This window comes from Bacillus sp. FSL K6-6540 (genome assembly GCF_038007545.1).
This window is the reverse complement of sequence record NZ_JBBOXH010000001.1, coordinates 3719695-3735718: the sequence shown is the minus strand read 5'-3', so window position 1 is coordinate 3735718 and position 16024 is coordinate 3719695. Positions and strand designations below refer to the sequence as shown.

The 16024-nt window shown below is 43.5% G+C and carries 12 protein-coding genes and 1 pseudogene; 12 read left to right on the top strand and 1 reads right to left on the bottom strand.

Annotated features, from left to right (window positions below; genetic code table 11):
- The first annotated feature begins 60 nt into the window (after positions 1-60).
- The 3 genes from MHH82_RS16385 to MHH82_RS16375 all read left to right on the top strand — a co-directional run bounded on the left by MHH82_RS16385 (position 61) and on the right by MHH82_RS16375 (position 3390).
- Positions 61-1062 carry an NADP-dependent oxidoreductase gene (locus MHH82_RS16385; RefSeq protein ID WP_015735451.1) on the top strand — a complete coding sequence of 334 codons (1002 nt, stop codon included), beginning with the start codon at positions 61-63 and terminating at the stop codon, positions 1060-1062.
- A gap of 259 nt (positions 1063-1321) precedes the next feature.
- Positions 1322-1840, top strand: coding sequence for a DUF6886 family protein (locus MHH82_RS16380; RefSeq protein ID WP_340966816.1), 519 nt, complete (start codon positions 1322-1324; stop codon positions 1838-1840).
- Positions 1841-2307: 467 nt separating this feature from the next.
- Entirely contained in the window at positions 2308-3390 is a 1083-nt protein-coding gene (locus tag MHH82_RS16375; protein ID WP_340966814.1) for a nucleotidyltransferase domain-containing protein, read from the top strand.
- Between the two features lie 184 nt (positions 3391-3574).
- On the opposite strand, the gene MHH82_RS16370 is transcribed toward MHH82_RS16375, so the two are convergent.
- On the bottom strand, positions 3575-4444 hold the full coding sequence (locus MHH82_RS16370; RefSeq protein ID WP_340966813.1) for an AraC family transcriptional regulator: 870 nt from the start codon (positions 4442-4444) through the stop codon (positions 3575-3577).
- Positions 4445-4603: 159 nt separating this feature from the next.
- On the opposite strand from MHH82_RS16370, the gene MHH82_RS16365 reads away from it, so the two are divergent.
- From MHH82_RS16365 to MHH82_RS16330, 9 genes and pseudogenes are all read left to right on the top strand, one after another.
- Positions 4604-5764, top strand: coding sequence for a Gfo/Idh/MocA family protein (locus MHH82_RS16365; RefSeq protein WP_340966811.1), 1161 nt, complete (start codon positions 4604-4606; stop codon positions 5762-5764).
- Positions 5765-6082: 318 nt separating this feature from the next.
- Positions 6083-7480 carry a catalase gene (locus tag MHH82_RS16360; RefSeq protein WP_340966810.1) on the top strand — a complete coding sequence of 466 codons (1398 nt, stop codon included), beginning with the start codon at positions 6083-6085 and terminating at the stop codon, positions 7478-7480.
- 509 nt (positions 7481-7989) lie between these two features.
- Entirely contained in the window at positions 7990-8595 is a 606-nt protein-coding gene (locus MHH82_RS16355; RefSeq protein ID WP_009593856.1) for a hypothetical protein, read from the top strand.
- 22 nt (positions 8596-8617) lie between these two features.
- Positions 8618-9022 (top strand): hypothetical protein, encoded by a 405-nt coding sequence (locus MHH82_RS16350; protein WP_340966806.1) that lies wholly within the window; start codon positions 8618-8620, stop codon positions 9020-9022.
- Between the two features lie 88 nt (positions 9023-9110).
- The gene (locus tag MHH82_RS16345) at positions 9111-11102 is read left to right on the top strand and encodes a DUF2207 domain-containing protein (RefSeq protein WP_340966804.1); all 1992 of its coding nucleotides are present in this window, start codon (positions 9111-9113) and stop codon (positions 11100-11102) included.
- Between the two features lie 306 nt (positions 11103-11408).
- Positions 11409-12749, top strand: a complete 1341-nt coding sequence (locus MHH82_RS16340) for an erythromycin esterase family protein (RefSeq protein ID WP_340966802.1) — start codon at positions 11409-11411, stop codon at positions 12747-12749.
- Positions 12750-12910: 161 nt separating this feature from the next.
- Positions 12911-13165: pseudogene (locus MHH82_RS41665) on the top strand (hypothetical protein); the annotation flags it as partial.
- A gap of 8 nt (positions 13166-13173) precedes the next feature.
- Complete coding sequence (locus MHH82_RS16335; protein WP_340966800.1) at positions 13174-13761, top strand: sensor domain-containing protein; 588 nt, start codon at positions 13174-13176, stop codon at positions 13759-13761.
- 120 nt (positions 13762-13881) lie between these two features.
- Positions 13882-15672, top strand: a complete 1791-nt coding sequence (locus MHH82_RS16330) for a hybrid sensor histidine kinase/response regulator transcription factor (RefSeq protein WP_340970003.1) — start codon at positions 13882-13884, stop codon at positions 15670-15672.
- Positions 15673-16024 lie beyond the last annotated feature (352 nt).

Below are 16024 nucleotides of genomic sequence, written 5' to 3'. Positions count from 1 at the left end.
TCATTTTCGCTCGATAGGTTCATTTGTTTAAACCAATAATCCTAATGGGAGTGATATTAAATGAAGGTTATAACCATTGAGAAATACGGTAAAAATGTACCCTTAGTGTTGACAGAACAACCAGTACCTCATATCGGAGAACATGATGTGTTAGTGGAAATTCATGCAGCCAGCTTAAACCCTATCGACTATAAAATTAAGGAAGGGAAAGTAAAACTCCTGCTGAGTTACAAGTTCCCACTAATTTTAGGCAATGATTTCTCCGGCGTTATAGTTAAGGTTGGCAAACGGGTGAGTGCATTTAAACCTGGTGATGAAGTTTATGGCAGACCACGAAAGAGTCGTATTGGCACATTGGCGGAATACATTGCAGTACACGAGGAAGATATTTGGTTAAAGCCGCAGAATCTAAACTTTGAAGAAGCTGCATCTATTCCACTGGTCGGACTTACGGCTTACCAAGCCTTTACCGATATTTTGCATCTCCAAAAGGGCCAAAAAATTCTGATTCATGCAGGATCAGGAGGCGTGGGGACGTTCGCCATTCAACTGGCCAAATTGATGGGAGCTTTTGTTGCAACAACAGCAAGTGATAAAGGGTATGAGTTGGTCAAATCGATGGGCGCCGATCTGATCATTAATTATAAAAAAGAAAATTTTGAAGAAGTGCTTACTGGATATGACGCTGTTTTTGATACGCTAGGAGGAGCGGCTTTGGAAAAGTCGTTCCGTGTCCTGAAGCCAGGAGGGCAAATCGTATCCATCTCTGGCTTGCCAAACGCAAGATTTGGAAAAGAAGCAAAGTTGGGTTGGATGAAAACGGCCATTTTGTCCATCGTGAGCCGTAAGATCACAGCACTTGAGAAGAAGTACCATACAAGATATCATTTCCTTTTTATGAAATCGAGTGGAGCACAATTGAAGGTTTTAAAAGAATATATTGAAGGTGGCCACATTAAGCCCGTTATCGATAAAGTGTACCATTTGGAAGAGACAGCGCAAGCATTCTCGTACCTGCAAGGCGGAAGTGCCAAAGGAAAGGTAGTCATTAAAATAAAGTAACTCCTATGCAGCGGAGAGCCAGGAAATTTTATTGTCGGGGGGACAAGAACTAATCCAATTGAAAGTCGCTAATTTTGCGGCTTTTTTGTTTTATCGGTACAAGAGAGTTCTTATCCAGAGTCGTGGGACAAGAACATGAGACAATTACCGATTAGATGAGGATCTAACTAGATTTTTCCTGCCGTTTCATTAAGCTAATGAGCTGGATAATCCAATATTTTTATGGAATATAAAAATAAATGGTATGAGGGGGGCGCACATGCTTTTTCACTTCAGTGAAGACGATAGAATCAATATATTTGTACCGAAAGAGAAGCAAAATCGTCCGGATTTTCCTGCGGTAGTTTGGGCACTTGATGAAGAGCACGAGTTTACGTACTATTTCCCTAGGGATTGTCCCCGAATTGTGTGTAGAAAAGATGAGGCGACAACAGACCAACATTTACAACTCTTCTTTAATAATTCAATTGCCAATACCATAATTACAGTAGAAAGTGACTGGTATTCGAGGATATCAAAGCAAAGCATATTTCGATATCGTTTTGACGATGAGGGTTTTGAGCTTTTTGATAAAACAGCTGGCTACTACATTTCTCGTCAAGTAGTGAAACCCAAATCAGTTGAAAAATATGAGAATTTGTTGGAGAGATTATTCCAAAAAGGAATTGAATTAAGAATCACATCAAATTTATATCCGCTTAAGGAAGCAATATTAGCTTCCGACTTCACAGGATATGGGATACATAGATTTAATAACGCAAAAAAGACTCTAAATTAAGCTTACTGCGAAACGTTAGTTTAACAAAGACAAGAAGGCAGCCGGTCAATTGATCAGCTGCCTTAATTATGCTAACGGGCAGTTTTATAGAAATTTTGTGACTCTAAAGTATTGCTTTAAATTCAATGTAAGTTATTCCTCATCAAGAATTATTAAGATACGCTTGCATGCGAATAATGAGATTGTGCAGCTGAGTCATGATTTAATGAAATTTTTAAATCAAAATGATGTCAAATCGGAAATACATCTTCAGTAATTTTTTTGTTAAAAGTATTCCTTGTCATGCGAAAGCATAAAGAAAAAAGAACTACTGAAATCCGCTTAATCGTCATATCAACGGTTTAGCGGATTTTGTGCAAAGATGAATTAAATCAACTTATACATAGCAACCGCACCTCTAAATCGATAGACTCTAGTTGAGGTTGTTGTGATGAAGGACGGCCAGCTCATACGAAGGGGTGTAACGAATGAACGAAATCATAAAGAAGAAGCTGCTGGACAAAAATGAACTGCTGATCAACATGGTGATCGAACGCGCAAGAAGAGATTTTCAAGACGATATCGCAATTATTGGGCTTACTGGTTCGTTTAGCACCGGGGACTTTCACGAAAAGAGCGATCTTGATTTAATTATCATAAATAATACAGAAAAGGGATGGGGAATATCCGATTGCTTCATCTTAGATGACGTTGGCTATGACATCTATTGCACTCCATGGGATACAAGAATACACGCACAATCCATCTTAGAGAGTCCCAACGTGTCGAGCCTAACCGAGCTCAAAATTCTCTATTATGCAAAGTCTGAGGATTTGGAGAAATTGAACGACTTTAGGCAAAAAGCTCTTGATGCGCTTGCGGAGCCGATAGGAGAAGCGTGTCTTAATCGAGCAAAAAAATGGATCGATCTGGCTAAGCAAGCATACAGCGATACGATGCTGGGTGATCATATCGGTTCAGTGAGACATGCATCTGCCGGCGTTCTGTACAATCTGGTCAATGCCTTGGTTAGCATGAATAACACGTGCATCAAACGAGGTGTCAAGCGATATTTAGAAGAAATACGCTCGTATCGCCATGTTCCAGATGACCTCGAATCCTTATACATGTCTGTCATCGAAGCTCATACCATTGAAGATATCCGAATTGCCTCTTTTAATATGTTGAACAGCGTTACGAGGTTACATAGCAAGATGTGTGATAACTTCATTGTTAAACCCGCTCCGACTTTTGATAATCTGAAGGGAACTTACGAAGAATTGTGGTGCAACTACCGCAATAAAATCTTGAACAGTGTTAAAACGAACGATGCCTCCTATGCCTTTCTTTCGGCCTTTGGAGCACAAGGTTATCTTGATGATATGGTTGCGGAGAAAGGAACCAAGAAATTTGACCTCATGCAGTACTTTGATGCAAGTGATTTATCAGTAATGAAAGAGAAGTTCCTTGAAATGATGGATGAATATGTAGACGAATATGGTAAGGTTGGTAGAGAAGTCGAACGTTTTACAACCTTCGAGCAATTATATGAACATTATATCAATCATTGATCTTATATCTCTTAAATCCCAGTTCGTAATAAGTCCGGCGGAAACGCTCCGATACCGGTGAGTGATGCATCGGTTCTTTTTTAGCTTTATTCATCACTTCATGAGTGTACTATCTTCGATCATGCTTGACACGATCAACCTTCTTATGTAAGGTCCATATAAATATCAGGCGCATTCCCGTTATTTAAGTACTCGTCCATTTTTTTCGATATTGATGCGGCGTGATTCCCATCTGCGACTTAAACAATTTGCAAAAATAAGAGCTATTCGTTAATCCGATCTCCTCCGCAATAAGCGAGATCGGTTTTTTTGTAGTCGCTAGGAGCTGTATGGATTGATGAATCCTTCGGGCTGCTATGTATTCCGTGATGCTGATCCCTGTCGCTTCTTTAAAGAGATGTGATAAATGATAGGGAGATAGATGCAGCGACTTCGCCATGGCGTCCAATCGGAAAGGAATCGTATAATTCGTCTCAATCCAGGTTAAGATGTGCTCCACCCGATGATTCTTACGGGTTTGGTAAGTTGAACTCCGTTCTTTCCGCTTATCCCAGATTGGTTTCAAGGAGCGAAAAAGTGCGACAATAAACAGCGAAATTTCTTCATATTTTTCCGTGTCGGACAGCGTCGGGAATCGATCGTTCATGCTCTTGTATGCACCTTCCAGATACGGGTCGTCGACCTCGTATAAACAAGGGAAAGGAAGATTGCCTAGATAAATAAAATTGTAAAATTCATGAAGAGCGGGCCACTGTTTAAAATAAGCCTCAAACACCGTCGGTTCAAAAATCGCAATCGAACGTTCGAAGCATTGATGATCGTCGTATTCAAGCTTTAGGTGGTGGAGTTGACAGGGCTGAAATATACAAAGCATGCCCGGCTTAATCTCATAGCTGTTGTTGTTAACGATCATGGTCCCCCTTCCTTGATGAATGAACAACACTTCAAGGCCAAGATGGGAATGGAAAGTCTCTTTATGCTCGTAATTTTCGCTTTTACGTCTATAGGCAAAGTACAAGGGAGAGGTACTGTAGTTGCTTGCAACGAATGACAACTTGTTTGCCTCCTTCTTCCTCGTCTTCGTACATGCATTGAATATACCATACAATCCGCAATCTAGCGTTATTTTTCCCCCATAGCAAAACACATTTACAAGTTTGCACCGGATATAATTTTTATATAAAAAATAAAGTTGGGAGGTAAAAAATAACGTATGTTAAAGGTTGCGATTATAGGTACGGGTGCAATTTCGACCAGTCATATCGAAGCATATCTGCAGTTTAAGGACCGCTGTAAAATTGTTGCCTTATGCGATCTTTACCCAGAGAAGGCTGAAGTAAGGCGGGAACAGTACGGACTGGAGGCTAAAATCGCACACGATTATAAGGAACTGCTTCAAGACGGAATCGATCTTGTGTCCATTTGTATGCCTCCGTACGTTCATGCGCAGGTTGCGGTCGATTTCCTGAACGCAGGAAGCCATGTCATTGTTGAGAAACCTATGGCAGCGTCGCTTAAGGAATGTGATGACATGATCGAAGCGGCACGGAATAACGGCAAGGTGTTGTCCGTGATCGCCCAGAATCGATTCAGAAATCCGATTATGAAGCTGAAACAAGTGCTGGATAGCGGTCTGGCCGGCAAGATTCTGCATGCACAAGTGGATTCTTTTTGGTGGCGGGGCCATAGTTATTACGACTTATGGTGGCGCGGCACTTGGGAGAAAGAGGGGGGAGGCCCTACGCTGAATCATGCCGTACATCATATCGACGGATTGCTGTGGATGCTTGGTCGTCCTAGCCACGTACAAGCCTACATGGCTAATGTCGCGCATGACAATGCCGAGGTTGAGGATTTATCCATCGCGATGATGAAATATCCGAATGGAGCTTTGGGACAACTTACCAGTTCGGTCGTCCACCACGGAGAAGAACAGCAATACATCTTCCAAGGACAGTATGCACGGATTTCTGCCCCGTGGCGGGTAACGGCTTCCACTTCCTTGCCGAACGGATTCCCTGAACGCGATTTGGAACTAGAAGAAAAAATCCAGAAATACTATGACGAATTGCCGGATTTGCCGTACGAAGGTCATACTGGTCAGATCGACAATGTGCTGAGCGCGATCGAGCATGGAACGCCGGTGCTCATCGACGGAGAAGACGGCCGCAGCACATTGGAGTTGATCATGAGCATCTACAAATCCGCAGGCATGGGAGAGAACGTGCAACTCCCGCTACAAAAGAATGATCCCTTCTATACGCAAGAGGGTGCTCAACAAAACGTTCCTTATTTTTACCAAAAGGGCAAGAGCATTGAGAATTTTGAGGATGGGAAGATCACGACAGGAAGCAATTATGGCGAAAAAAAATGATATGGGTGGAGGCTTATGATTATGCAGAAAAGCGACGGAATGAACTATGCCCCGAAGGGGAAGCCCAGTCCGGTGGTCAAGCCGGGCGAATTTATCATCGCCGCTGTTGCGCTCGATCCGCTTTTATGGCAGTAGAACTGTGTCTGAAAGCGCAGCAGAAAGCTATGCGGATAACGTAATGTGTTTATATGATTTCTCTACTATGTGATGGAATGCACATTTACTCATTTCAATTCAATATACAATTTGACATGCTGTCATACCCGTTCATAGCCATGCATATATATCCCCGAGAATGTAGGTATGGGAGGCGGGTCAATGGACGGTAACAAAGCTAACAATCAGGCAAACGATCGAAGCTGGCAAAGAGGCCATGCTCAATCACAATGGAATGCTATGCAGTCGCCGGAACACCATTCACAAACGGTGGGGGAACGGGGACCGATTCTTGAACAGGACAGCATGCTGCATGAAACACTTGAAACCTTTGTCCACGAAAAGATATTAGAGCGTCCGGTCCACGTGAAGGGGTTTGGTGCCATGGGTTATTTTGAAACCCTTCACTCGATGGCCGCTTATACGAAACTGTGCTTCTTGCAGCAGCCGGGACAACGGGTACCCGTTACAGTTCGTTTCTCACTTGCGGTCAGCAACAAAGGGACACCCGATACATCCCGCAACGTGCGTGGATTCTCGACGAAATTTTATACCGAGCATGGCGTATTCGACCTGCTCTGTAATCATATCCCCGTGTTCCTCGTACGAGACCCGATCCGGTTCCCTGAGTCAATTCATGCTTTCCTGCCATCACCAGTTAACAATCTCATCGATCCGAATCGATTCTGGGGTTTCATTGCTACAGCGCCAGAGGCAACCCATTTCGTTGTACGTCTGTACTCGGACGAAGGGACGGTCAAGAGTTTCCGCCATACGCCGGGACACAGTGTTAACACCTATGTTTGGAAAAATGCACAGAACGACCGCTTCTACGTCAAATATCGCTGGATTCCGTTGGCTGGAGAGCAATATATCGATGCGCAAGAAGCAGCTCGTTTGGCCTGCGAGAACCCGGATTATTCGGGTAAAGATCTGTATGACACGATTGCCAAAGGGACACCGGTCCAATACGGGCTGTATGTGCAGTTGATGAACCCACAGGATGAGGCGATGCTGTCGTTCGATCCGCTGGATGACACGAAAGTGTGGGATGTGCATCAATTCCCTCTGCTGCCAGTTGGTCGACTCGTATTGGATACGAACCCTACTGATTATCAGGAGCAGATCGAGAAGTTGGCATTCTCCCCGTCAAATCTTCTGGATGGTGCCGAGCTGTCCGATGATAAAATGCTGCAAGGTCGAAGCAATATTTATTGGGATTCACAGCGGCATCGCCTTGGAACGGATTTCCGCAAAATTCCGATTAACCATCAAGCAAACTGGTCACCGACTGAACAGGTAACGAGCGGAGCAGGGCGCTATGTAGCTGGCCGGCTCGTTCGATCCGATATTCCGAAGGCCGATAATTTCACGCAAGCGGGACAATTCTACCAATCGCTCACACAAGTTCAGCAGGATCATCTTGTTCAGAACCTCGCTGATGACTTATCGGCGGTTTCTCATGAGATTCAGAGGGTTGTGTTAGGCTATTTATTCCAGGCAGATGCAACATTAGCCGATAGGGTAGCACGTCAGATCGCCGCACCGAAGAAGGGATGATTCACGCAATTACAAAAGGAGAATGCGGTCAACCAATCCATTCGGTTGGCCTTTTTTTAATGATAGCTATAGGTATATGGTGCCAAAAAAAGAAATCATGTCGAGGGACAAGAACATGGTCCCATAGAAAGTCGCTAAAATAGCGGCTTTTTTGTTTTATCGGTACAAGAACATGAGCCGATTAGCGATTAGATAAGCATCTAACTATGTATTCCAAACAAATTCATTAATCTAACTGGCAGTTTTGCGTAATGGGTGGTCATTATTATCAGGCAGATGGGGAATGTTTCCTTTATAATATTAGGTGACACTCCATTGCACTAACGGGACATGTTAGTGCAATTTAACACAAGCAGATCAAGATAAGCGATTAGCTGTTTTTTTATCCGCAATTTAATCCAATTGGTCAGTGAATATTTAACTAGGTTTAAGAAGTTAAAAGGATAAGGGTGAATGATGTGCCAATAGGGTAAAGCCAGAGAAGAGAAGGAGATGGTGAAGGGATTCAAATGATAAACATAATTGAAGAGCTTAAGAAGATGTCCCAAAAAAGAGGGTATGAAAATAAAGACGATTTTCAACAGCTGCTGGAAAGATGTAAGGATATAACGTTGTCAAATGAAGATGTTGAATTTTTAATAGAACTGTATTTTAAGGCTAAAAATTTGTACATTCGCAACACAATATTGAAAGCACTTGTGTTCTGTGAAGATATTGATTTAAAGGAATTCTTCTTAAAAGCGTTTAAAAAAGAGCGCTACCTAGATATGAGATTGACTGCAATTCGAGGCTATGCAAAGTATGCAACTGAGAAAGAAGTAGAGAAACTGATGACTAAATTCATAGAAATTCTGATGAAGCGTCCTGAAAGCACGCCTTATAACTATCAAGAATATGAACTGCTTCGTTCTGCTTTTGGGCTGCCGTATCTAGTAAATCAATATGGATATGCTTGTTTTGTCCAGGCATATGAGCAGGAAGAAAAACAATATAATGCCATGCCAGATGCTTTCAAAGGACATTTTACTTTAAATGAAAGAGGGGATATTGTTCAGCTTCGCTCATTAGGAGAAAGCAAGAAGACGCTTGATGATTTTTGGAGCAGAGGTAATTGAAGTTTGAAAGGAAGTGACACTAATGATAAAACAACAACTGTTATTTAAATTCAACAGATTCTCAGCAAATGAAGTTTTGACAGCATGGGAAAACGCGGATAAATCAAAAGATGTAATACTATTAGAATCCGCCCATTCGGATTGGTCAATAGAAGTAGACGGTATCCAAAATATCTCTCATCAAATGTTTGAACACTTTCTATCTAAAATGGATGTATTTGATAATGGAGTGCAGCTTTATTGTAAAGAGGTCTATGAAAACAGTAATTTTAAAATAGAGCATTTTATCGTGTCATTGCAGTGGATTTCATTACATGAAAACTCTATTACACTGGGATATTGGGGAGATTATGTAAACGTAGAGTTAAGATCCATCATAGAGTGTGACAATGTCCTCTGGAAGCAGAAAGACATCTATTATCAATAGTAGCACGATGCTTATATCAACGTGATCTGCTGCCTTCTTGTTCAACAAATGGACAGTGAGACCCTGGTATATTAACGGGAGGTTTACTGTGAAAATAAGGATTAAACATGTGATGCTTTTGGCAGTTAGTATTGTTTGGGTTGTTATCTTAGTCGGGTGTGGCAACGACAATGAGTTAACGATTGATCAAGTGGACGTTATGGCCAAGGTAATGGCGGACGGGGACTTATATGTGGAAGAGCTATTCACTTACACAGTACAAGGAGAGTATGAAAGAATTCCTAGATATATGGATAATTTCGGGGGAGCGAATATTGAATTTTTTGAAGCTTATGTACCACCGAATGACCGAGAGCTCGGTAATCTTGGATATGTTAATTTGGAGCGTTATCCGGTCTATTTAAGAACTAAATCGGGTTCTTATTACATCGAATTACAAGCTAAAGATGAAACGAGGCAGATTTATTATCGCTATAGGCTTGATCGAGAAGCTGTGAAATATGACGATCGTGGAGAGCTGGATTGGACCGTACTCAAAGATAACAGGTTTGATCATCACAACGTAACCGTTAGGGTATATACAGAACAGCCTGCAAAAGAAAATTTATCTGGATTTGCCTACGATCGCTCAAGAGGCAGCTTGACAGAAGTAAACAATCGTTGGATCAGGTACGAAAACACGCTATTACCTGAAGGGGATAGTGCGAGGCTGAAGTTGTATTTCCCCCCAGAGATGCTGACGGAGAGGGAAACAGAAGAGACCTCAGCCTCACTCTCGGAACGACTGTTAGCTGAACAGAAGCTTCAGCAAAGATTCGAAAAGCGTGAACATTTACTGAAAGCGGGTCAACATATCAGCCGCTGGCTGACCTATGCAGCCATAGCAGGTATCGTTTATTATTCCCTTTCACTGCGTAGGATTTCATCCTGGTGGAGGGGTAGGCGGATCAGCTTCGAAGATATCGCAGCGATGGATCCAATCGATATGATTTACCTTTTCCGGAAGGGAAAGCTCCGGCTTGCAGATGGGCTGGCCGGTGTATTTTCGCTGCGCCGTAAAGGCATGGTGAGTGTTTCCTTAGTGCCATCAGCTATGCGATTCCAGGAAGATTCGAGAGCGCCGAAGAGGCTTCCCGAGTTTACATTCAAGGGTAATCGTACAGCCCTGAAAAAACCAGACCGTTACTTGCTTGGTTGGCTGTCTCACGGTACGACTGTCCTGAACCTGGATAAATTTTCTGGCCCTACGAAAACAGAGCGCAGGAATAAAGCGACTAAAGGTAAATACATAAAGCGCATGAGAAGTCTTAAAAAGGGACTAAGCCGCTGGCAGGAACTTGTGGAGACTGAGAATAGCAAAGGGATCATGTACAAGGAATACGCGGCGAGAAAAGTCATCATACCTGCTCTAGCTCTCATACATTTGGCTTTGCTCATCTATCTGTACATTGCAGACGTAACAGCTTGGGGTTGGGTAGGAATATTGGCCATTATTTTGGGCGGCGGACTCATATTGGCTTCTTATCGCTGGCGCCTCAAAAGATACATCATCGTCTTTTTGGTCGTTTGCTTTTTCGTGGCAGCTCCAATTTTGTATGATCCCCTGGTAGACGAATACTTGAACTTCGTAATTCTTTCGTTTTTACTTGTTGGGTTTTTACCCCGAGGAGCATTAGATCGGCGTTCGGCAGCTTTCCGAAGCGCTATAAAGCGGTATCGACGAAAGCTGGCTAGAGGCGGACATGACGTAGGAAGGGCTGGTAAAGACCTCAAATGGCTGGAAAAGATGAGGGAAGATGCGCTATTACTTGGTGTAGGAGAACGTTTTATGAGAAATGTAAGCAAAGAAAACCCGGATTTTACTTTCTCAGAGGCTTCTTCTCTGTTTAATAACGATGTGGATACCGCTATCGATTATGTCTTTAATCGTTCTTGGAAGGGAATACCTGGGGGGACAACTTCCGGGAGAACTTGGAGCAGTAATAGTGACAGTGGAGCAGACGGTGGGAGCTCATACGACTACAGTAGTGACAGTGGCAATGATGGAGGTTCGGGAGATGGCGGAGGGGGAGGAGATTGACTAAGTTAGTAAAAATTGTCGGTGACAAAAACATAGTAGCATTAGAAGCCGCTGATTATGCGGCTTTTTATATTTAGGTTATCAAGTTCTTGTCAAAATGCAATGAAAAGAACATTGTTACATTCCCGATTTGATTTCATCGAGGCAGCATACGTCTTTTTATTAAGTTAAGGGGGAAGGGCGTGTCATATGACATTTTGACACTGTTGTACATAACAACGAGTGCAGTAGGATACAGAAGAGAGTTCTGGGAACTAGAATATATCTCATCAAACCAAATCACAAAGTATTTAAGGAGAAGATTTTATGAAAAAGAAAATGGGTATCGCAATTGCTGCTTCGATGTTCACACTGGCTGGTTTTACAGGAAATATTCATGCAGCTTCGAAAGTAGGTGCTTCTCTTATAGCTCCCTACAACTCAAATCAAAAAGCCGAGCAGATAAAATGGTTAGAAAAGCATGCCATGCCATTAAAGTCAACGGATCCAACAGCATCTCTTCAGGATTTAAGACCGCTTAAGGATATGATCGGATCAGCTACAATTGTTGGTTTAGGCGAAGCGACGCATGGAGCTCACGAAGTTTTTACCATGAAGCATCGCATTGTTAATTATTTGACAGCTGATATGGGCTTTAAGGCCTTAGTGTTAGAAGAGGGATGGGACAGAGCATTGGGACTCGATCGCTATGTTCTTACGGGTAAAGGGGACCCAAGCCAATATCTAAGTCCTGTATTTAACACTAAAGAAATCATAGATCTGCTTCAATGGATACGCCAATATAATGCTGATCCAAAGCATAAATCCAAAATACGGATCATCGGGATGGATATCCAGACCGTGAACGAGAGTGTTTATAACAATATCCTAGCGTATGTAAAGAAATACGATCCGAAACTTGTCACTCGCTTCGAACAAAAGATGAAAGGCCTTATTCCTGTAACCAAGGATTTAGATACCTTTGGCGGTCTTAAGAAAGAAACGAAAGCACGGTATGTTTCAGATGCGAAACAAATCAGCGCTTTATTAGAGCAAAATAAAAATAAACTGAATGGAAAATCCCCAGAGTTCGCATGGATCAAACAAAATGCCCGTATTATCGAGCAATTTACGACAATGACAGCCGCATATCCTGATAACCTGGAAGACTTTTATTTGAAGCACGATATTGCCATGTATGAGAATGCGAAATGGACAGAAGAACATATAGGAAAAACAATCGTGTGGGGCCATAATGGGCACGTTTCGAAAACAAACCTGATCCCTTTCGTATACCCTAAAGTAGCTGGGCAGCATTTAGCAGAACATTATGGAAAACGGTATGTATCCATTGGAACATCTGTCTATGAGGGACGTTACAATGTTTATAACAGTAACTTGGAATTCGGTCCCTATGGAACATTAAAATTAGATGACCCGAATAGTTACAACTATACCTTTGGACAAGTAAAATACGACCAGTTTTTTGTTGATTTACGTAAGGCAAGCGGAGTGACTAAAACTTGGCTAAACGAGCAACATCCCATTTTTGCCGGAGTAACAACGGTAGGTCCAGATATCCCAACAACTGTTGAAGTATCATTAGGTAAAACATTTGACATCCTCGTTCACATTCAGAAAGTGAAGCCATCTCAACTGAATCAATAAAATCTTAATTATGTATGCTTAAAAGTCGCTTAGTTGCGGCTTTTTTGTTATAACGATATATGTTTGTCAAAATGGGCGTCAGGGATCCATCTGGTCTAAATGTAGGGCTAGTTGTAGAGTAAGTAAATTCTACAACCTAATAGACGAAGGGAGACGTTGTTAATGTAGCTGTATCTGAAGCGTATGGTGCTGGTAAGCGTAGCGTAATAGCATCGTATAAGAAAAGACATAATGAGTTGCGGTTTGTACCTGTATTACTGGTACGCAGGGACCATTCTGAGTTTGAACAATTCTACTGTGCAGTTGGTCATGACCGTAGCTCACGCTCCGTTCATTTTATGTCATATGACATTTTGACACTGGCAGATTTGACATCAAGAGAAGTAGGATACGTTTACTACTTGCAAAGGATGTGAGCTCTTTGATGGCAAGAACCGTCGCCAGTTTTGTTCAAAACGGCTATTTCCTGCTGTTTACTTTCGTCACCGGATTGTTTTACTTCTGCTTTTATCTGGTTGCCATTATTCTGGGTTTGAGTCTTTCGTTTACTGTCGTGGGCGTTCCTCTCCTGGCTAACGTTTTGCGAACGACAACTGTCTTCCTGCAATTCGAACGTGTACAAACCAAGATCTATATGGATATCACCACCGAGCCTTGTGTTAAAGCTGTCACCCCGAAAGTGTCCAACTGGCTCCAAGCGAAAAAGGAGTTGCTGAACCGACGCAACTGGATCGCTATTGGCTGGCTGATGTTGAAGTTTCCGGTAGGGATTTTAAGTCTGGTCAGTGCGGCCATACTCTATGTGGCGCCGCCTGTATTGATTGCGGTCCCGTTCCTCTATCCGTTTATCACCCTTTCCATTATGGGTGCGACGGTAGACACGTTTGCCAAAGCTATGATGGTATCGGCCACAGGGGTCGTACTGATGATGGTGAGCTGCTGGCTTGCGGACCGCATGGCGCGCTGGATAGGCGGCTACACGCGTCTAATGATCAAGCATGTGAACCGGTAGACGAATGCCCCGCTTCTCCTCGTAGGTCGTCGGAGGATAGTTTACTCTATAGCAGTTTACTTTATAATAGTTACGTAATGTCATACTGAAAGTCTTTAGGGGATGATGGTTTTGTTCGATATGGTCAAGCAATGGTACTGGTACGACTGGCTCATGTTTATAATCCGCCTGATATCCAGCATTTCTCTCGTGTTTACGACAATAAGTCTGCAACAATATTTCACGCTGCCGATTGTAGTCCTTGTCCTATGGCAGCTGATTGCTTTTTCCGTTCCATGGCTTTGCTTGCAGCTCGATTATAAATACTACTTGTTTACCGAAATTGTGATCTCGGGTGGGCTGTGTTTGTATTTGGCTTCATTTTTTCCCCAAGCCTACTTAGCATTCCTGCTGTATGCTTTTTTCATTGCTGCTCACAGCGCCCATAGAACCTATCTCTGGTCAGGGCCTGTAACCATCTTGCTCCTGCCCGCCATAATCAAGCAGCTTGCAGAGCAGAGTGAATACTGGGTCATGGCCGTTCACATCGGGCTGGCGTATATCTTCGGATTCTCCTTCCATTTACTCGTGCTCAATCATCGTCAAGGCGAAACGATTCGCGAGCAAAATGCGGTGTTGGAGCAGTACCTGTCCCAAATCGAGCGTATCACGCTTGCCGAAGAACGGAGCCGGCTGTCCAAAGAGCTTCATGATACCGTCGGTCATGCCTACACTTCGCTCATTATGGGATTGGAAACGTTGCGTCCTCAGATGGCAACGGATACGGGAACCGAAAGTCTCGATTCCCTATTGAACCTGGCCCGCCAAAATATGGAGGAGGTCAGAGGTTACGTGCATCAAATCGAATCGCCGCATGAGACTCTCCCGCTGCTTCAGTCTTTGAGGAAGCTGGCGGAGGAGTTTCAGGAACATGCCAAGGTGCCGGTTACTTTCCATGCCTACGGGGAGGAATACCCTGTAATGAAGCAAGCGAAGACAGCGCTCTACCGCTGCCTGCAAGAGTCGTTGACGAATGCCGTGCGCCATGGACACTCGACAGAGATTAAGGTTTCCGTGCATTTCGAGCCCCAGCAAACGAGACTGGAAATTCAAGATAACGGCCGCGGGATGGAGCATGGAAGGGAGGGCTTTGGCCTCAGCGCCATGAAGGAACGGGCGATGATTTTGCAAGGCCATGTGGCCGTCTATACGGAGCGGGGAGAAGGCACTCTCGTTACCTGCACGCTACCCAGACAAACGGAGCTTAAGGATGAAGTCATCCGCCTGTTGGTCGTCGATGACCACCCCGTTATTCGTGAAAGCTTGCGGACTTTGCTGGAAGAGCAGCAGGATTTTCAGGTTGTCGGGACGGCAGAGGATGGCGAGCAAGCGATCGAGCTGTGCAGGCAAGTTAGGCCCCAGCTGGTGCTTATGGATGTTGAAATGCCGAATGTGGATGGAATCTCCGCATCCCGTACGATTAAAGAATCGTGGCCCCACATCCGGATTCTGATTCTCACCACGTTCGAGGATACCAAACAGGCTCTGGAGGCAATGCGAAGCGGAGTGGATGGATACCTATTGAAGTCCATGCAGCCGTTAGAGCTGGCTGAAACGATTCGCACCGTCCACCGCGGGGGCACGCTGATCGATCAGGGCATGTCGCACAAATTATTTGCCCAACTGGAAGCGGACAATAGCCGTGATGATCCTTCGTCAATCAAAGCGTCATCGGCCTATGATTTAACGCCGAGGGAGCTTGAAATTTTACAGTTCGTGTCCGAAGGGCTGCGATATAAAAGCATTGCTTCCAAATTGTATTTATCCGACGGTACGGTTCGAAACTATGCGTCATCGGTTTATATGAAGCTGGGGGTTCGCAACCGGGAGGAAGCGGTGCAAAAAGCCAGGGAGGCTGGGCTTCTGGAATAACCCCAAGTTATGTAACCTGGTGGCGGGTGGCGATCATAGGGAGTGATTTATGCCTTATGATCGTCACCCGTCATTTCAATTTTTAATGGCCATTTTTTACTTTAATATGAGCCGATAAGCGATTAGCTAAATATCTAACTGCTTTCCATACAATTTCATTAAGCTAACGGGCAGGATAGTTCCAATATGTGGTATTATCTATTTATTAACTTAATGACCGCGTTACTTTTATATCAGTACGGATGGGGGCGTGAAACATTAAACAGAAAAATTTTGTTGGATTGTTCGCATCAATATTTCTCATTCTCTATGGTATATGGAAACTAAATCATTTTTTCGAACCAAAAGTTGG